The organism is Methylomonas sp. HYX-M1 (assembly GCF_040741385.1).
Lineage (GTDB): Bacteria > Pseudomonadota > Gammaproteobacteria > Methylococcales > Methylomonadaceae > Methylomonas > Methylomonas rhizoryzae.
In genome coordinates this window covers 156,253-174,291 of the sequence record NZ_CP160405.1, presented here as the reverse complement: position 1 = coordinate 174,291, position 18,039 = coordinate 156,253, and the positions used below count along the sequence as shown (strand labels likewise).

Below are 18,039 nucleotides of genomic sequence, written 5' to 3'. Positions count from 1 at the left end.
CGGCATCACCTGTTACTCCCATGAGCCGCATGACTGTTTTCGACCATAACCTAGGGCTGCGGCGTGCCGAGCAGCTGAACAGGGATTGCCATTGCGTGTCTTTAAGTCGCCCGCAGTTGCGACGGCAACTGGCGCAGCAGCCGGACGGCGAACGCTTGTTTAAGATGATTACCGAAGAACGGCCGCATTTATTGTCGGATGCGGCGGTGTTTGTCGCCGAGTCCAGCTTGCAACGCCAGCGCGAAATCATAGAAGCGCTGGAACGGGTGATTGCACATCCTGGGTATAGACAGCAGGTGTTGAGCTACGCGCCGCAGGCCGCGCGGTTTCAGCCCAAGGCGCGCGGGGTGTTCCTGGGGTTTGACTTCCATCTGGGTCAAGACGGGCCGAAACTGATAGAGATCAATACCAACGCCGGCGGCGCCTTGATCAATTTGTTAATGGCCAGCGCGCATAGCGCTTGCGACAGCTGCCCTTGCAGCTTGGCCTTTCCGGACTCTCCGGTGCAAGCGGCCTTGGCCATCGTCGCGATGTTTCGGAACGAATGGCGCTTAAGCGGAAACCAACGGCCGCTGGCCAGCATCGCTATCGTCGACGAACAGCCGAACCGGCAATACATGTTGCCGGAATTTTTGTTGTTTCAAAACTTGTTTGCCGGACACAGAATCCAAGCGGTGATATGCGATCCGGCAGAGTTGCAATTGCGGGCCGGCCGATTGTGGCACGGCGAGCTGGCGATAGATTTGGTTTACAACCGCTTGACCGATTTCGGGTTGGAACAGCCGGCGCACCGGCAATTATTGCAAGCCTATCTCGATCAGGCTGCCGTGGTGACCCCGCATCCGCACAGTCATGCTTTGTATGCGGACAAGCGCAATTTGGCGTTATTGACCGATGCCGAGTTCTTGCGCAGCTTGGGGCTGGACGAACGGACGCAGGCCGTATTGCTGGACGGGGTGGCAAAGACGCTCAAAGTGGCCGGTATGGATGCGGATAGTTTATGGCAGCAGCGCAAGCAATGGTTTTTCAAGCCGGCCAAAGGATACGGCAGCAAGGCCGCCTATAGGGGCGACAAGCTAACCCGCCGGGTGTTCGGGGACATCGTCGCGGCCGACTACGTGGTGCAAGCCATCGTGCAACCCAGCGAACGGCAATGGCAGATAGGCGAGGAAACGACCGAATTGAAGCTGGATATACGCAATTACGTGTACGACGGTCGAGTTCAATCGGTATGCGCCCGTTTGTACCAAGGGCAAACGACTAATTTTCGCACAGTGGGCGGCGGATTCGCCAATGTCGTGGTCGTACCGGAACGGCCTTTGGGCAACGAGTCGGAAGCGTTCTAGCCGAATTGGCGGATCGTTCCGCACTGTGCCGGCGCAGAGCCGGGTTCAACCCGGTAAGCGATGAATCCGAGCGGCCGGGATGCCGACCGAAGTGAGAAAGGCTCCGAGCTTATCCCGGCAGCCGGAGGTATAGAACAGTGTGGGCCGCGATTGCGCGGAGCGTGGAATGGCCGCCTGTTCCAAGCGGTAGGCTAATTGCCGGGCAACCGCTACGGACGGTTCGAGCAATTGCACGTGTTTGCCCGCTACTTCGCCGATTTGTTCCGCTAAAAACGCATAGTGGGTGCAACCCAGGACTATCGTATCCGCGCCCGCCGCGATACCCGGTTTCACGTAGGCCTCCAGCAAGGCGTAAGTAGCGGGGGAATCCAATTCGCCGCGTTCGACTTGGTCCGCCAAGCCGGGGCAAGCCTGCAAAATGATGTGCACCCCTTGCCCGAACGAGGCGCATAGCCGGGCAACCGAGGCGCTTTGTATCGTGTTGGCGGTGGCTAACACGAGTACCACCCGGGAATGGCTGTTTAAAGTCGCGGGTTTGATCGCGGGTTCCATCGCGACTATCGGTAGATCGTAACTGCTACGCAAGGACGCCGCCGTGGCGACGCTGATGGTGTTGCAGGCCAGCACCAGGGCTTTGGCGCCCAGTTCCACGACGAAGTTGGCGATGCGATGCGCCCGTGCTTGCAAAAAGGCATGGCCCTGGTTGCCGTATGGCGCATGGCCGCTGTCTGCGATGTACACGAAGGACTCTCCCGGTAAAACCGCTTGAATGGCACGCAATACCGACAATCCGCCTACCCCGGAATCGTAAACGCCGATGGGACTGTCGAGAGTGCCTAACCGAGCCTTGCTGTCGAAAAACGGTGCTGCAGTCGTCATTCAATAACCGAACGACTGCGCAAAGCTAGACGGTTTGGGTAGCGTGCAAATGCGACGGAGCGGGATATGCGGCATTTTTTCTAAACTCGATGGCAAGGCGTTGTTGCTAGGGATGGGACAAATCGAAAATCCCCTAATTAAAAGGCTTGCCGGCAGTGAAGTCAATTTTTCGAGGCGCGGTGTGCCCGTCGATCTTAGCGGTCCCTGCGGCCCCCGGATTTCAAGGTTTTTATGCTATAGTTTGCGGCCATTTTGCGCACATCCCGCGCGGTAAACCTCAGTCTATCAGCATGTTATCGTTTCGAATTTTCTTCCTGATTACCTTAGCGTATTTCGCCCAAGCTTGCGGCCAAACCGGGGCTTTGTATTTACCGGATAAGCCGGAGAGCGCCAAACAAGCCAAACCTTTACCTTCGGACGAGCGTTGAGCATGGATTATTTCAACTATCGCGAAAATCGTTTGTATGCCGAAGACGTTGCAGCCGAGCAGATCGCCGCCCGGTTCGGTACCCCGTGCTACGTGTACTCGCGCGCAACCTTGGAACGGCATTGGCGGGCATTCGACCAAGCCTTCGGCCAACACCCGCACTTGATCTGCTACGCGGTCAAAGCCAATTCCAACTTGGCGGTGTTGAACGTGCTGGCGCGTTTGGGATCGGGATTCGACATTGTGTCGATCGGCGAAATGCAGCGCGTGTTGGCGGCCGGCGGCCGGGCGGACCAAATTGTGTTTTCCGGGGTCGGCAAACGCGAAGACGAAATTCGCATGGCTTTGAATACCGGTATTCGCTGCTTCAACGTGGAAGTCGCCGGCGAGTTGGACCGCATCGATCGCATCGCCGGCGAGTTGGGCATGGTGGCGCCGGTGTCGTTTCGGGTAAATCCGGATGTGGATGCGCAAACCCATCCCTATATTTCGACCGGCCTGAAGGAAAATAAATTCGGCATCGACATTCAACTTGCCGCGCACGAATTCCGGCGTGCCGCGCAAATGACTAACGTCCGAGTAGTAGGGATCGATTGTCACATCGGTTCGCAATTGACTGCCACCCTGCCGTTCCTGGACGCTTTCGAGCGGGTGCTGGCTTTGGTCGATCAACTGCAAGCCGAAGGCATAGTCTTGCAACACATCGACTTGGGCGGCGGCTTGGGCATTCGTTATCGCGACGAAACGCCGCCGGAACCGGCCGAATACGTCGCCGCGCTGCTGGACAAACTGGGCGGGCGCACGGCGGAAATCATGCTGGAACCGGGCAGAGCGATTGCCGGTAACGCCGGCATTTTGCTGACTAAAGTCGAATATTTAAAACCGACCGACGGCAAGAACTTCGCCATCGTCGACGCGGCGATGAACGATTTGGTTAGGCCGTCGCTGTACGGCGCCTGGCAGGACATAATTCCGGTGGACGCTGAATCCGCTGGCGGCGAACAGCTTTGGGATGTGGTTGGCCCGGTTTGTGAAACCGGCGATTTTTTAGGCAAGAACCGAGCTTTGGCGATTGCGCCGGGGGATTTGCTGGCGGTGCGCTCGGCCGGCGCCTACGGCTTTACCATGAGTTCCAATTACAACTCCAGGCCGCGCGCCGCGGAGGTGATGGTCGACGGCGACAGCGCGCATCTGGTGCGCCGACGCGAATCCCTGGAACAATTATGGGCCGGCGAACAGCTATTGCCGTAACAGCATGAACATCGTTTTCAGAAAAATGCACGGCTTGGGCAACGACTTCGTGGTGATAGACGCAGTCAACCAAGCGATTGCCTTGAGCCCGGAGCACATTCGCTTCATCGCCGACCGGCATTTCGGCGTCGGTTGCGACCAATTGCTGCTAGTCGAAAAGCCGCAGGCCGCCAATGCCGATTTCAAATACCGGATTTTCAACGCCGACGGCAGCGAAGTCTCGCAATGCGGTAACGGCGCCCGCTGCTTCGCCCGCTTTGTGCGGGAACAGGGTTTATCCGATAAAGATTTGCTGGTGGTCGATACCGGCGCCGGGCAGTTGCAGCTCAAATTCGATAGCGACGGGGCGATTACCGTCAACATGGGCGTTCCTAGGCACGCTCCTGAGCAGATTCCGCTTCAAATGCCGGCCGAGTCTGTGCTATACCATACCCGGATAGCGGGTCAAGACTTAACCTTCGCGGCAGTGTCCATGGGTAATCCGCACGCGGTGATTGCGGTGGACGACGTCGATACGGCGCCGGTCGAGCGCATCGGGCCATTGATGGAGAGCCATCCTTTGTTTCCGGAGCGGGTCAACGTCGGCTTCATGCAAGTGGTCGACCGAAGCCATGTCAAGCTGCGGGTTTACGAACGCGGCGCGGCGGAAACGCTGGCATGCGGCAGCGGGGCTTGCGCGGCGGTGGTTGCCGGCATAGAACAGGGGCTACTGGATAACCGGGTCGAAGTCAGTTTGCCCGGCGGGTCGTTGCGCATCGACTGGCCCGGGCGAGGCAGGCCGGTAATGATGACCGGTCCTGCCGTCACGGTATATCAAGGACAAATAACGTTATGAACGAGACAGCACAGATTTCTTCGCTGAGCGAAGCCGAAGTCGTCGAGTATCTGGGACGGCACCCGGAATTTTTCCACAGCCATTTGGATTTGCTGGAACGCATGTGGATACCTCACCCGAGCGGCGACGCCATTTCGCTGATTGCCAAGCAATTGGAATTGTTCCGGGTTAAACACCAGGAGCAGGAAAACCAATTGAACGCGCTGATCGATATTGCCCGGGAAAACGATGCGGCCTTCAGCCGCATGCACGAGCTGACCCTGGCCATGCTGGAAGCAAACAGTTTGGAGGAAGCGGTCGCCAATCTGACCGACGTGATGGCGGAATGCTTTATAACCGATTTTGTGGCGGTAAAAATCGTCGGTGCTTGCCCGGACTCGCCGCTCAGCAATCTGTTTGTGGCAGCAGACGATGCGAACTTGAAGCTTTTCAATCAGGAAATGACCACTAATCAGCCCAAATGCGGGAGGCCGACCTTGGCCCAAGCGCGTTTTCTATTCGGCGACGCCGCGGTGGAAGTCAAGTCCTGCGCGATCATTCCCATGGCGTTTACCCAACTGGACGGCTTGCTGGCGATAGGTAGCCGCGACGAAGGACGCTTCCATTACAGCTTGGGCAGCTTGTTTTTAACGCAGATGAGCGAAATCGTCGGTACCCGGCTGATTTCCTTGTTGTCGCAATTAAGCCGGCAATGACACCGGAAGCCACGCAGGCGATCGACAGTTTCATCGATTACTTGCGTGGCGAGAAAAGGGCCTCTGCGCACACCCTTAGCAACTATCGGCGCGATTTAAAGCAGTGGCAACAATTCTGTGTCAGCCGGAAATTGGCGGATTGGACCCAAGCCGGCGCGGCCGACGTGCGGCAATTTATCGTTTTTCGCCACCAAAATCGCCTTGGAGCCAGTTCGCTACGCCGGAAATTGGCCGCCATCCGCAGTTTTTACCGTTTTTTGATGCAAAAAGGCAGGGCTGTCGACAATCCGACCCAAGGAGTCCGAGCGCCCAAGCCGGCTAAAAAGTTACCCAAGCTTTTGGATGTCGATCAAGTGGCCGGCATGTTGGATGCTCCTGCCGACAGTAGCTTGGAATTGCGCGACATCGCCATGTTCGAGCTGTTTTATTCGTCAGGTTTGCGTTTGAGCGAACTGGTCATGCTGGATATCAAAGACCTTAATCAGAGCGAAGGCATGTTATTGGTTCGCCACGGCAAAGGCGGCAAACAACGTTACTTGCCGGTAGGCGCTAAGGCCGTAGCGGCCTTGCGCGCTTGGTTGGCGCAGCGGCCGGATTGTGAGTCGCCCGCTTTGTTCGTTTCCCGTAGCGGAGCTAGATTAAGCCAACGCAACGTGCAACTGCGCTTGCGGCGCTGGTGCGAGCGGCGCGAACTAAAGGAACATATCCATCCGCACATGCTCAGACATTCGTTCGCCAGTCATCTGCTGGAGTCCAGCCAAGATATTCGCGCGGTGCAAGAATTACTGGGTCATGCCGACGTCAGTACGACGCAAATCTATACGCACCTGGATTTTCAGCATCTAGCAAAAGTCTATGACAACGCTCACCCCAGAGCGAAAAAACGTGGATCCGAATAAACTCTCGGTGCGCATTTCCCGTGGTAACCCCAATATCTGGTGTTCAGCGAACAGAACCTTCCGCCCCCCGGACGTCGAGCCAAATATGTTGGAATAATCGTCCCAAGTTATAAATTCCGTAGCAACGGCGCTTGATCACCTTGATCTTATTGTTGAGTCCTTCGACAAAACCGCTGGTTGTGCACCCAACAAAGTAATGGGTGATGTGGTCGCAAAGGCGGCAAAACAGGTAAGCCCTAATGCCGTGATCCGTTCCAGCCATTGGGTTCATACGAAACGCCAACATAGCCCCTTTCAACGCGATTTTATCGATACCGATCGATTTCAATGCCGGCACGGTCGATTAGTACACGTGTTTCTGAACATGTGGTTTTGACGATTACGACGAAATTGAGATATTCTTCGGTTATTAAAAACTTTTTGTTAACTCATATTGAAAATTTAAAACTCCAAAATCTGTATAGAGGAATAAATTGATGTACCCATTTTGGTTCAAGCTAGCAAACGTTTTAATTTTGTGGACATTTGTGTTTCCATCCATCTCAATTGCCTCAACAGCAAGTTGCCAATCTGCGCAGCTTAAAGCAGTAGCCACTTTATGCAAGAAAGCATTTTCATGCGAGAGTACTTACACAAAGAAACCTGGCAAAGACCCGCAAACCACCAAAAGAGATAGCTGTATTCTTAAAACCAAAGACAAATTTGTCAGCAGCTGGGATAAGGTATTAGCCAAAGAAGCAAAAAAAGGGGGTCAGTGCACATTATCCGACAGTGGCAATACGCTAGTGGCTGGTGAAATTCTCGATATAGAAACTTTGTTGTCCGACTTTAAAACCGGTTGGGATTCATCCGATACAGCCAGCAATTCTCTCTACTCCGGTTTATTGTCTGCCGCTGGCACACATTGCACATCGGCATTGACTGCTCATGCAACCAACGCCGCCAAGGCCAATGCAGACAAGCTCGCCTCAGCCCTGTTAAAAGCGCAAAACAAGTTTATCGCCTCTGCAAACGCCAAAATAAACAAGGCGACTGCCAAGGGATTTAGCTATTCAGGGCTTGAATCATCCGCAATAGCCACATCGATGCTTTCATTTGTCGATGCCGTTGTAACTGAAACGGGTGGAGTGAATGCTGGTGGAAATAATGGTGGCAGCACCTCGATTAAAGCCGTTTCTGCCAGCTTAGGGAATGAACACAGCTGCTTCCTGTTGAGTAATCAAAAAGTTAAATGCTTTGGTTACTCCATTGGAGGGCGGCTTGGCCTTGGCTTCATTTTTGATTTATTTACAGACGATGACTCTCTGGGAGTCGGCGATCACCCAAAAGAAACAGCAAATACTGTCCCCTATGTTAACTTGGGAACAGGACGCACCGCCAAGGCAATTGGTTCCGGCTACGCTCATACTTGCGCCCTTCTCGATAACAATGATGTAAAGTGTTGGGGTAGCAATCTATCCGGTGAACTTGGCCTGGGCTCTTTCGGCGATATTGGATTCAATAACAACGAAATGGGCGATAACCTGCCCTCTTTGGATTTTGGCGTTAACCAAAAAGCTATTCAGTTATCAGTAGGTGGCGACCACAACTGTGTCCAACTGGACAACAATTCATTAAAGTGCTGGGGCAATAATTTGTGGGGAGAACTTGGTAACGGTTCCGATAATCAATCAGTTGGCAGCCAACCTGGGCAAATGGGAGATGCGCTGAAGGCAACCGATTTAGGTACGGGGCGAACCGCCATGCAGGTTGCGCTTAGCCAAGCGGCTCCCGATTCAGCCCATTCCTGCGCTCGACTGGATGATGGCAGTGTCAAATGTTGGGGTAGTGATGATCATGGCCGTCTAGGCATTGGTTTGTTCGACCCCCATGAATTCATCGGTAATATTGGTGATGAACCGGGACAAATGGGCGACAACCTGCCTGCCGTAAATCTCGGGGTAGGCCGCTCTTCAGTTCAATTGGCGGCGGGCGCACTGCATAATTGTTCGATCCTCGATAATAACCAGCTAAAGTGTTGGGGCGCCAATGAATCAGGGCAATTAGGCCTTGGCGACACCCAAGACCGTGGTACCGACGTTGTGTCGGAAATGGGCGACAATCTACCCGCTGTCAACTTAGGCGTGGACCGCTATGCCGTTGAAATTGCCCTAGGAATAACCCATTCTTGTGCCCGGTTGGATAACGGAACCGTCAAATGCTGGGGAGCCAACAGCTTTGGCCAATTGGGACTGGGCGATACCAAATTTCGTGGCCGCTTATCAACCGAAATGGGCGATAACCTGCCTACAGTCAACTTGGGAGCCGGTCGCACTGCCAAACGAATCTTTGCTGGCGGCAATCACAGCTGCGCATTGTTGGACAATGACGCTATGAAATGCTGGGGCGCAAACACTAACGGGCAACTTGCTCTAGGCGACAGCGAAAACCGCGGCGATCAAGCAAACGAAATGGGTGGCAGCCTGCCAGCTATTGATTTTGGTAATAAATAGATTTCGGCTGCCTTCTCCAGCGGTAGCCGGCATGGTAGTCAGCTCTTGCTGGCGCAGTTAAGCTAGTTGTCGCTTCGAAGTAAAGATTATGCAGCCTATCTGGTCCTGGTTGGCGTTGTTTTGGATTTCGGCGCGATACGAACTGAGATGCGCCGTATGGATGCTGTTCAAGTTATGGATGTCTTTACTGCACGACGAGATCTTGTGCGTGGGTTTGTTCGAAAAGCGCCTTGCGTTGTGCCGACACGTCCCAAAGGCGGCGGATCGGTTTACAGGGTTCCTTTGTATGCTGATGATGAAGTCATCCATTCGATTTGGCGGATTGCCGAGCGGCATCCGCCCCGAACGGTTTCCGAAATTGTCCAACGATTTGGCCGCTTAAGACACCCTATATATCGTCAACGTCACCAACGATTGTTGATATGGCACCAGGCAGGAACCCTTCCAGCGCCTGTACACGACCTTGGCCCACGGCGTGGAATTTCGCCGACCGGTTATGCGGGTGACCCATACCGACATATCCACCGTGGCCTTGGCCGATGGCACGGTGCTGGAACAGTCGCCGTCCGACGCTCGCTGGGCCGGCGCATACCGCGTGCCTTTCGTCACCGAGCCACAGCCAACTTTTTACCAACGGCATTTTTATCTGATGCCGGGGTTGTATAAGAAAGACAAAATTCGCACGCGCTATCAATATCAAGACATGATGACACCCTATGAAAAGTTCCGCTCATTGCCCGAGGCGGAAGCCTATCTCAAACCGGGAATCACGTTGGAAAAATTGGACGCATTTGCCACCTAAGCAATTTTCATACCCCCTTCTCTCAGGCTCATGTCTGGATTGGAAAATACTTTTGCGACTTACCCCAAGGGTTAACGCGTTTTCGGTCTACTGTAAATTTGCGACACGAGCATTGAACGTTTGACGGAAAGAGTGTGGCCGCGTTGAATTACGCGGCCGCCGGTAGGCGCTATTTCGAAATCGTCAGCGTGGGCGCGCCGCGTTGCGCGAGCTCGGTCATGGTCATTTGAAACAGCTGATGCAACAGACGGAAGCCTTCGCGATTCCATTGGTAGCCGGCCTCCGGGGCGATGGCGTAGTAATTGCCTGCGTATTCGACGTAAAGCGAGTCATCGTTCGGTGCGTCTTCGGTAACCGAAATGCCCAGCGTGTGAATCGGGTTTTCTTTGACGTGCGGCGTGGCCTGCAACTTTTCGACGGGATATTCGGATTCGTCGTCTATGCCCCTACCCAGAAAATTCACGACATTGTAAAAGCTGCGCAAGCGGAAAAAACCGTGTACCGGCACTTCGCCGCCGGGATAGTCCGAACGGATGTCGACCATGACATCGTTGAGCAAGCCTTTATCCGCTTCGTCGTTCAAGGCGATACGTTGTGCGTTAGTGAGGGATTGCGGATCGTAATTGGTTATCACGGTATGGCCGATTAAGCGTTTGGTTAAGGTTAGCCGCTTGCCGGCGGCATCAAAATCGAGGTCGTATTCTTTTTGCAAGCCGGCGAATTGTTCCGCAGCCAACGTATCCGCGGGAATATGCCAGCTTTGCTCGAATTGCAAAGGTTCTACAAACAGGCGGTGACGGTCTTGGACGGTGGATATTTGCGTAACTAGCTGGCGAAAGCGTTTGTAGCCTGTTTTATCGCTCGGTTTGTTGTAGAAAACGGCGTCTTGTGCTTCGGTATTCCCTTTGAGGCGCAGTTCTCCGGCCAGCAAACGCAGCACCAGATCTATATCCGCACCCTGACGCAGTAACATGGTCAGCTTATGCTCGTGAAAGGGTGTGAGCAAACGTTGGGTAAACTCCTCGCCTTCTATCGGGACGATGCTGATGGTCGGGTTTTCCGAAACGGTGCCGCCGAAAATAGGGGTCAGCAACGAGCCGGATTCGCCGGTCAAGGCCGGCGTGGCGCCGGCGTTGAATTGAAAATTAAAGGTGGCGGCGATGTTGGAGATGCCGGTGAAATGCAGCGGTTGGTGCTGATGAGCGCGGGCGACATTCAACAACAGCTGTTGCGATTGAATATCGGAGGTACTCTGGTCGTAGGCCATCACTGCGTTATTCAACGCTATCGGCGACAGGCAGCCCGGTAAAACGATCGCAGTTGCAAGTGGGCTGAGCCAACGTAAAAGTTGGCTAATTATGGGGATTTGCCTGGGATTTGGCATATATAATTCCGGCGAATGGTTTTAGGCGGCATTGTAGCGTAGGCGCCGGGTCGGCCGAGCGGTCAGGCCGACGGCGCGATTGTTTTCGCAGGCTTTGCCCGCCGCAACGATAGTAATGACTTTAGTCACGGCACAATGGCGAAATCACTATGTCCGGAAACATCAACGCTTTGCGGGTTGCTTTAACTTTAAGCCTGTTTGTTCGGGTATCGCCGGTTGTTGCGCAAGACAATACCGCTACTACAGCCATCGTGCTGAAAGCGGATAAGCAAGGCCACTTTACCGGTAGCGCCAGGATCAACGAGGTGGCCGTGCCGTTTATGATCGATACCGGGGCGACGCTGACGGTAGTGCCTATGCAACTGGCCTCTAAGGCTCGTTTGCCCTACGGCGCGCAAGTGGAGGCGCATACCGCAGGCGGCCGGGTTTTCAATAAATCGACCGTGATCGGCAGTCTGAAATTGGGCGATTGCGAATTGCACAACGTCGATGCCCATCTGAGCCAACATCTGTCCGAAGTGTTGATCGGCATGAATGTACTGAAGTCCTTCAAAATTAATCAAACCGCCGATAGCATGACGCTGACACCGAATGAGGCGATGCAAACCGAGGCGCAATCCAAGACGACCGGATCCGCGCCGTCTGCGCCGGTCGACCAAAGACCGTCATCGCCGATTACCAAGCAGGTGATATGCGACCGGAACCAGCGCTGTATTACCCGCTTTAGCAACTAAGCGTGCTTAACGGTGACGGCGCAAGCGGCGAATCAGTAGTTTTTCCAGACCGACGCTTAGGTAGATCGTCAAACCGACTGCGGCAATCAGACGCCATTCGTCCGAGCCAATGGCGGCGGTGCCGAATAAGGCTTGCATCGGCGGCCAGTAGGTAAACAGGGCTTGCAGGGCGGCCATGAGCGTGACGCCGCCGAGCAGCCACGGATTGGAAAACAGGCCGACGCGCAGCATCGAATAGTGCAGGGAGCGGCAATTGAACAAGTAAAACAATTCGCCGACTACGAACACGTTGCTGGCGACGGTGCGGGCTTTTGCCAACGGTTCGCCTTGCTGCAATTCCCATTCGAACAGGCCGAACGCCCCGGCCAGCAGTAACAGGCCGACGATGACAATACGCAGTATCAATTGACCGGTCAGTATGGGTTGGCCCGGCGAGCGTGGCCGGCGCCGCATCAAGCCGGGTTCTTTGGGTTCGAAGGCCAACATCAAACCCAGCAGTACTGCGGTAGTCATATTGATCCACAGAATTTGCAATGGGGTAATGGGCAAGGCGACGTTGGCGAATACCGCCACCATGATGACCAGGCCTTCGCCTAAGTTGGTCGGTAAGGTCCAGGCGATGAATTTGACCAGATTGTCGAATACCCCGCGGCCTTCTTCGACTGCCGCTTTGATGGTGGCGAAATGGTCGTCTGTTAGAATCATGGCGGCGGCTTCTTTGGCGACCTCGGTACCGCCCATGCCCATGGCAACGCCGATGTCGGCTTGGCGCAATGCCGGGGCATCGTTGACCCCGTCGCCGGTCATCGCTACTACCCGGCCGTTGGCTTGCAAGGCTTTGACCAGCAGCAGTTTTTGTTCCGGCGTAATGCGGGCGTAAATGTCGCATTGCTCGACCCGGCGCCGGTAAGTTTCGGGGGCGAATTGCGCCAATTCCGCGCCGCTGGTCACTTGATCGGTTTGGCGCATGCCCAGGCGTTTGGCGATGGTTTGCGCGGTCAGAGGGTGGTCACCGGTGATCATTTTGACGGCGATACCGGCTTGGTAGCAGGCGGCTATTGCAATAGCCGCCTCCGGGCGGGGCGGATCTATCATGGCCTGCAGGCCGAGCAGGCCGAGTCCTCCGGCGACTTGTGCATGCTCCAGGGTGCGGTCGCCGTGTTCGACCCGGGCCAGCGCCAACACCCGTAAGCCTTGAGCCGCCAAGAACTCGGCTTGGCGGCGGACGGCGGCGTGTTCCAGTGCAACCGGTTTAAGTTCGCGGTCCAAGCTGTGATCGCAACGCTCCAGCACGCTTTCCAACGAGCCTTTCAGGTAAATGTGCTGCACGTCGTCGCGTTGGTTATGGTGCAAAGTGGCCATGAACTGCCGTTCCGATTCGAACGGAATCGCGTCCAGGCGCGGATGTGCGTCACATACCGGGCTATGGTGCAGGCCGGCTTTATGGGCCGCAACCAGCAAGGCAGCCTCGGTCGGATCGCCTTCGATACGCCAGCAGTCGAGGTCCGCATAGATCCGCGCATCGTTGCACAGCAAACCGGCTTTCAAGCATTCCATTAAAGCCGGATAGGCGCGCGGCTCGATGCGTTGACCGGCAAGCGAGATAGCGCCTTCCGGGGTATAACCGCTGCCGTCGACGTCGAACAACTCGCCGCCGGCATAAACCGCCTGTACGGTCATTTGATTCTGCGTCAGGGTGCCGGTTTTATCCGAGCAAATCACGGTGGTACTGCCCAAGGTTTCCACGGCCGGCAGTTTGCGTATGATGGCGTTGCGTTTGGCCATGCGCGATACCCCTATGGCCAGCGTGATGGTGAGGGCCGCCGGCAGGCCTTCCGGGATAGCGCCGACCGCCAGCGCCACCGAGGCCATGAACATGTCCAGCCAGCTTTCGCCGCGCCAAACCCCGACCGCAAAGGTAGCTACCGCAAATCCGACGATGACCCACAGCAGCCATTGACTGAAGGCGGTCATCTTGCGGGTTAACGGGGTTTCGAGGGGTTCGGCCCCGGCGATCATCCGGTTGATGCGGCCGATTTCGGTGCAATCGCCGGTAGCGACTACAACGGCAATGGCGCTACCGTAGCTGACCAGCGTGGACGAATAGGCCATGTTGCTGCGGTCGGCCAGCAACGTAGCGGCGGCTAACGCTTGCGTTTGCTTGTCTACCGGTACCGATTCGCCGGTAAGCGCGGCTTCGTCGATACGCAGCTCCCTGCATTGCAGCAGCCGCAGATCGGCCGGGATGCGGTCGCCGGATTGCAAAAACACAATGTCGCCGGGTACCAGTTCCGTGGCGCTCAATGCGCGGCGACGGCCGTCGCGCAACGCGGTGGCGCCCGTATCCAGAGTGCGGGCCAGCGCGCCTATGGCCTGCAAGGCATTGCGTTCCTGCACGAAGCCTATGAGGGCGTTAACGATGACCACCCCTAAAATCACGCTGCTGTCCGTCCATTCGCCCAACAGTGCCGTGGTTGCGGACGAGAACAACAGAATATAAACCAAAGGCTGTTGAAACTGGCTCAACAGCAGGCGCCACGCGCCTTTGCCGCGAGCCGGCGTCAAGCGGTTGGGGCCGTGTTCGGCTAGCCTGCGCACCGCTTCGGCGCTGTCCAGTCCGCTGTCGGCGGATACGGCGAACTGTGCCGCTACGTGCTCGGCCGATAAGGCGTGCCAGTCAATTTCGTGGTTTTTTTGCATCGTTAGACGGTCATCCGCGCAGTGAAAAAAGACTCAGCGTATTATCCGACATCCCTTGCCGAAAATTCGAAGCGAAAGGGACAACCAAGATGGGGTTGTAGATAAATATGGGGAAAACGCTGGGTGTTCCGTCGCCTTTTCTTATTACGGCAAGTGGCTTATCCCTTATTCCCACGCGCTACGCTCAGCGTTATACATAAGTGCCAAAAATATTTATGGATCAACAGGGTTGCCAAGCGACAACAGCGTTGATTTTATCGAACCGAACCGTCCGATTGCGTATCTCTAATCGAATCAGTTAACCTGTTAGCTAGCCTTGACAGTATTTGCGAATCAGCTCACTATTTCAGCTGAATGACATCATTCGGATTATTGACATTTATAATTTTTCGTGCGCCTTTGGCAGCGCCGCAAGCTAATCAAACAAACAGGGATCATACGATATGAAGAATGCCAACTCCTTATCGGCGCTTGTCGGTGCTATCGCAATGATTCTGGGCGGGTCAGCGCCGGTAGGAGCGACCGTGGTACTCGGCGGCACCGGCCTGGTCATCGACAGCCCGGCCGTCATCGGCGACAGCGCGCTGGCTATTCTCCCTTCCGGTCTGGGAAACACGGGCAGCTTATTCTTCCAGAACTCGATGGTTCTAACGAATCCAATCTCGATTTTCAGCGGTGCCACGGCGAATTTCCAGACTTTCGCGCCTACTGTCGAATTATCCGGCGAGATCAGCGGCGCCGGCGCCCTGTCCAAACAACTGGCGGGAACGCTGATATTGTCGGGCACCAATTCATACTCGGGCGGCACCACCGTCAATGCCGGCACTATCGCAGTAACAAACGACGTTGCATTGGGCAGTGGCGCGGTAAAGTTGGCAGGCGGTACGCTCCGCGCCTTGGCGACCACCAATCTGAACAACGCTTTTGAGCTAACCGGGAGCAATCTGATCGCCGCGGCCGCCGGCACGACGCTCACGCTTGATAATATTCAGACTATCGCGCAAGCCGCCCAAACCCGGATAGGCATGGCCGGTGCCGATGGCACGGTCATCCTAGCCGCCTCACCAACGATTAACTCAGAATTGTTGCGGACCACCAACGTGGACGTTTCCGCCGGCTCACTTAAACTTGGGAACGCACCGGCGGGTGCGTTGCTAAGCAATCTTAGCGTGCAAGCAAAGGCTGCTGTTGAACTCAACGGATACGATTTAGTGTCCAGCCTTTCCGGCGGCACGGGGCATATTAGCAACTCGGGATCCAAGGCCATATTCGCGGTCGCGGGTGGAAACTTCGCGGGGAAAATCTCGGGCAATCTGCAACTCGACGCAGTGGCGGGCGACACCATCCTATCCGGGGAGATTCGCCCCGATCAGGGGACCGTGATTGACGATGGCGCCACGCTGACGCTACAAGGCGAAGGCACGTTGACCGGCGCGATCGAAAACAACGGAGCATTCGTCATCGACACCCCTTTCGACATCCGCCTTGATGCGCCCATTACCGGAACGGGTTCAGTCAACAAGCAAAACAGCAGCTTCCTAACCCTCAATGCTGTCAACACGTTCTCCGGCGGTTTGGATGTTGAGGGTGGGGCAATTAATTTGAAACCAGGGGCTACCCCAGGCTCCGGGCAGATTAGTTTACGGTCGGCGGAATTTCATACCTTTTCCGACACCACACTCACCAATCGGCTGTTCGTTGCAGGCACATCGGTGATAACCGCTGCTCACGGCACCATCCTACGCTGGAATCCAGCCGATGTTCATGGCGAGCAACCGGGCTACACCTTGCGCTTCGGCGATAGACTCGCGGATGGAACTATTAATTTTGGTTTCACTGACGTCGATGTTGTCGACGTTGTTGCCGGCACGGTCAGGGCTTCGGCCGCCAGCGTACAACATCATCAGATCAATCAACTGAATATCGAAGCGCAAGGAATATTCGACCTTGGGGGGAAGTCCGCCCACATCGCGCAGCTAACCGGCGAGGGTGCAATAGAAAACTCCGGTCCATTTACAACGCTGTTAATCGGCACTGGGGAGTTTGCCGGTCGGATGAAAGGTGAATTTGGCGTGAACTTCGCAAACTCGCTCGTGCTGAACCATGCGGATATCGACATTTGGCAAGTCAAACTGATCGATTCCAACAGCGTCGCTATGGACGGGGGAGCCTTGACCGTGCACGACATGGACATTCAAACGCGCTTCATCCAGGGGCCGGACAGCACAGTGACGATTAAGAATCTTAGAGTCGATGCAGCCGAATCGAAAAACGTCGGGCAATACTTTCAACTCGGTGGAGAAACTCAAATCAACGACCGCTTCGAACTGGGCGTTGGAAAGCGTGGACTTTACGTATTGCAGGAAGGTACTCTGTCCTTGAACGCAGGCAAGGTTGTCGTTGGAAATTCGGCTAACGCTCAGTTCGACTGGCGCGGAGGCCGTCTGCGATTTCTCGATGACTACACGCTAACTGCAGGCGCACCGCTGCTCCCCCGGTCTCTTGCGCTTGACAACACTCAGACGCTCCAGGCCCGCAATCTGACGCTCGCCGCCGATGCACGGGTCCAACTGGATGGCTCAACGCTTAACGCAGACCAAACGTTACGCAACGCGGGAACCATCGTCGGCAAGGGCACGCTGCGAGCCGATACATTAGTGAACGAGGGTCGTATCGAATTTCTCGCCAGCCACAGCGAAGTGCATGCCGACCTCAATAATACTCAAGGACAGATCAGTCTTGCGGACAAAAGCGCGGTCACTTTTTTCGATGGTGTCGAAAACAATGGTACATTCAATGTCGAACTGGGCGCCACGGCGACTTTTAAGGGCCGGGTTAGCGGCCTTGGCGAGTTTAGCGGAGACGGCAAATCCATTTACGAAGCGGAGTTCCATGTCGGAAACCGTCAGACGTTTTTAAACCTCGACGGCACTCACGTCTTCGAGACCACCTCCATCATCGACTTTGACATTTCCGGGCCCTCCTCCGATCGCTGTTCGGATTGCTACGCACCACTGATCTTCAATGACTCGGTCTTCTTTAACAAGAACACACTTAAGGTGAATCTGATCGAAGGCTACGTTCCACATGCCGGCGACCGCTTCATGCTGTTCGCTTTCAACGGTACGCATATCGGGCAGTTCGGTGAGGTCGTGTTGCCTGAACTGTTCGGCAAGCTAGCGTGGGACACGAGCCGACTTGAAACCTTCGGCGAACTCAAGGTCTCGGGCGTTCCGTTACCGAGCTCGGTGTGGATGTTCATTACCTCCGTAATTCTGGTCATTCGAACTCAGGGCCGTAGATGCGGTGAGGCACGAACCGCATCATTCGCGTAACCCGCTTAAAGCTGTTCACCATGACCGATTGCCGAGGTGCTTATCTTCCCGGAACCACCTGCGTTCCCGGCCGGGAAACCAGCGCATTGGATTGGCTGGCGGATACCTTGGGCGCAAGTGCCCGCGTCCGTCCTATGTTACCGCCGGCGTTTGCTGCCTCTGTTCAACGCCGTACCTTAACCGCTGCGCCCCCAGGCCCTTTGCATCCGACCAACCCAATATTGCTCGGTAACCCACTGCCATCTAACTCGGCCCCATCC

The 18,039-nt window shown here is 55.4% G+C and carries 14 protein-coding genes; 10 read left to right on the top strand and 4 right to left on the bottom strand.

Features of this window, described 5'->3' with window-relative positions; translation table 11 throughout:
- The first annotated feature begins 20 nt into the window (after positions 1-20).
- The gene (locus AB0A83_RS00770; protein ID WP_367155137.1) at positions 21-1,346 is read left to right on the top strand and encodes a hypothetical protein; all 1,326 of its coding nucleotides are present in this window, start codon (positions 21-23) and stop codon (positions 1,344-1,346) included.
- A 45-nt stretch (positions 1,347-1,391) separates the two neighbouring features.
- Here the strand turns inward: AB0A83_RS00770 and murI are convergent, their stop codons facing one another.
- Positions 1,392-2,225: a glutamate racemase gene (gene murI / locus AB0A83_RS00765; RefSeq protein ID WP_367155136.1), complete on the bottom strand. Its 834-nt coding sequence runs from the start codon at positions 2,223-2,225 to the stop codon at positions 1,392-1,394.
- A 290-nt stretch (positions 2,226-2,515) separates the two neighbouring features.
- Between murI and AB0A83_RS00760 the strand changes: the two genes are divergently transcribed.
- From AB0A83_RS00760 to xerC, 5 genes are read left to right on the top strand one after another with little or no spacing between them, the layout of a single operon-like run.
- Complete coding sequence (locus AB0A83_RS00760; RefSeq protein ID WP_190303213.1) at positions 2,516-2,653, top strand: lipoprotein; 138 nt, start codon at positions 2,516-2,518, stop codon at positions 2,651-2,653.
- 2 nt (positions 2,654-2,655) lie between these two features.
- Complete coding sequence (lysA, locus tag AB0A83_RS00755) at positions 2,656-3,903, top strand: diaminopimelate decarboxylase (RefSeq protein WP_150046092.1); 1,248 nt, start codon at positions 2,656-2,658, stop codon at positions 3,901-3,903.
- 4 nt (positions 3,904-3,907) lie between these two features.
- On the top strand, positions 3,908-4,738 hold the full coding sequence (gene dapF, locus AB0A83_RS00750; RefSeq protein WP_150046091.1) for a diaminopimelate epimerase: 831 nt from the start codon (positions 3,908-3,910) through the stop codon (positions 4,736-4,738).
- Entirely contained in the window at positions 4,735-5,433 is a 699-nt protein-coding gene (locus AB0A83_RS00745) for a DUF484 family protein (protein WP_367155134.1), read from the top strand. The genes dapF and AB0A83_RS00745 overlap by 4 nt, the downstream gene beginning before the upstream one ends.
- The gene (xerC, locus tag AB0A83_RS00740) at positions 5,430-6,332 is read left to right on the top strand and encodes a tyrosine recombinase XerC (protein ID WP_367155133.1); all 903 of its coding nucleotides are present in this window, start codon (positions 5,430-5,432) and stop codon (positions 6,330-6,332) included. Before AB0A83_RS00745 ends, xerC begins: the two co-directional genes overlap by 4 nt.
- Positions 6,333-6,375: 43 nt before the next feature.
- On the opposite strand, the gene AB0A83_RS00735 is transcribed toward xerC, so the two are convergent.
- Positions 6,376-6,669 carry a transposase gene (locus AB0A83_RS00735; protein WP_367155132.1) on the bottom strand — a complete coding sequence of 98 codons (294 nt, stop codon included), beginning with the start codon at positions 6,667-6,669 and terminating at the stop codon, positions 6,376-6,378.
- 139 nt (positions 6,670-6,808) lie between these two features.
- Between AB0A83_RS00735 and AB0A83_RS00730 the strand changes: the two genes are divergently transcribed.
- Entirely contained in the window at positions 6,809-8,824 is a 2,016-nt protein-coding gene (locus AB0A83_RS00730; protein WP_367155131.1) for an RCC1 domain-containing protein, read from the top strand.
- Between the two features lie 475 nt (positions 8,825-9,299).
- Positions 9,300-9,626 carry a hypothetical protein gene (locus tag AB0A83_RS00725; RefSeq protein WP_150046086.1) on the top strand — a complete coding sequence of 109 codons (327 nt, stop codon included), beginning with the start codon at positions 9,300-9,302 and terminating at the stop codon, positions 9,624-9,626.
- Positions 9,627-9,795: 169 nt separating this feature from the next.
- Here AB0A83_RS00725 and AB0A83_RS00720 read toward each other — a convergent pair whose 3' ends face one another.
- Positions 9,796-10,908: a hypothetical protein gene (locus AB0A83_RS00720; protein ID WP_232056732.1), complete on the bottom strand. Its 1,113-nt coding sequence runs from the start codon at positions 10,906-10,908 to the stop codon at positions 9,796-9,798.
- A 251-nt stretch (positions 10,909-11,159) separates the two neighbouring features.
- Here AB0A83_RS00720 and AB0A83_RS00715 point away from each other — a divergent pair, with 251 nt between their 5' ends.
- A complete protein-coding gene (locus tag AB0A83_RS00715) occupies positions 11,160-11,744 on the top strand; it encodes a TIGR02281 family clan AA aspartic protease (RefSeq protein WP_367155130.1) in 585 nt (194 codons plus the stop codon).
- Between the two features lie 6 nt (positions 11,745-11,750).
- Here the strand turns inward: AB0A83_RS00715 and AB0A83_RS00710 are convergent, their stop codons facing one another.
- On the bottom strand, positions 11,751-14,444 hold the full coding sequence (locus AB0A83_RS00710) for a cation-transporting P-type ATPase (protein ID WP_150046084.1): 2,694 nt from the start codon (positions 14,442-14,444) through the stop codon (positions 11,751-11,753).
- Positions 14,445-14,887: 443 nt separating this feature from the next.
- Here AB0A83_RS00710 and AB0A83_RS00705 point away from each other — a divergent pair, with 443 nt between their 5' ends.
- Positions 14,888-17,779 (top strand): autotransporter-associated beta strand repeat-containing protein, encoded by a 2,892-nt coding sequence (locus AB0A83_RS00705; protein ID WP_367155129.1) that lies wholly within the window; start codon positions 14,888-14,890, stop codon positions 17,777-17,779.
- Positions 17,780-18,039: the final 260 nt, after the last annotated feature.

Bases quoted from the DNA above. Each gene is read 5' to 3' on its own strand.
- AB0A83_RS00770 (WP_367155137.1), top strand. From the start codon at position 21: ATGAGCCGCATGACTGTTTTCGACCATAACCTAGGGCTGCGGCGTGCC.
- murI (WP_367155136.1), bottom strand. From the start codon at position 2,225: ATGACGACTGCAGCACCGTTTTTCGACAGCAAGGCTCGGTTAGGCACT.
- AB0A83_RS00760 (WP_190303213.1), top strand. From the start codon at position 2,516: ATGTTATCGTTTCGAATTTTCTTCCTGATTACCTTAGCGTATTTCGCC.
- lysA (WP_150046092.1), top strand. From the start codon at position 2,656: ATGGATTATTTCAACTATCGCGAAAATCGTTTGTATGCCGAAGACGTT.
- dapF (WP_150046091.1), top strand. From the start codon at position 3,908: ATGAACATCGTTTTCAGAAAAATGCACGGCTTGGGCAACGACTTCGTG.
- AB0A83_RS00745 (WP_367155134.1), top strand. From the start codon at position 4,735: ATGAACGAGACAGCACAGATTTCTTCGCTGAGCGAAGCCGAAGTCGTC.
- xerC (WP_367155133.1), top strand. From the start codon at position 5,430: ATGACACCGGAAGCCACGCAGGCGATCGACAGTTTCATCGATTACTTG.
- AB0A83_RS00730 (WP_367155131.1), top strand. From the start codon at position 6,809: ATGTACCCATTTTGGTTCAAGCTAGCAAACGTTTTAATTTTGTGGACA.
- AB0A83_RS00715 (WP_367155130.1), top strand. From the start codon at position 11,160: ATGTCCGGAAACATCAACGCTTTGCGGGTTGCTTTAACTTTAAGCCTG.
- AB0A83_RS00710 (WP_150046084.1), bottom strand. From the start codon at position 14,444: ATGCAAAAAAACCACGAAATTGACTGGCACGCCTTATCGGCCGAGCAC.
- AB0A83_RS00705 (WP_367155129.1), top strand. From the start codon at position 14,888: ATGAAGAATGCCAACTCCTTATCGGCGCTTGTCGGTGCTATCGCAATG.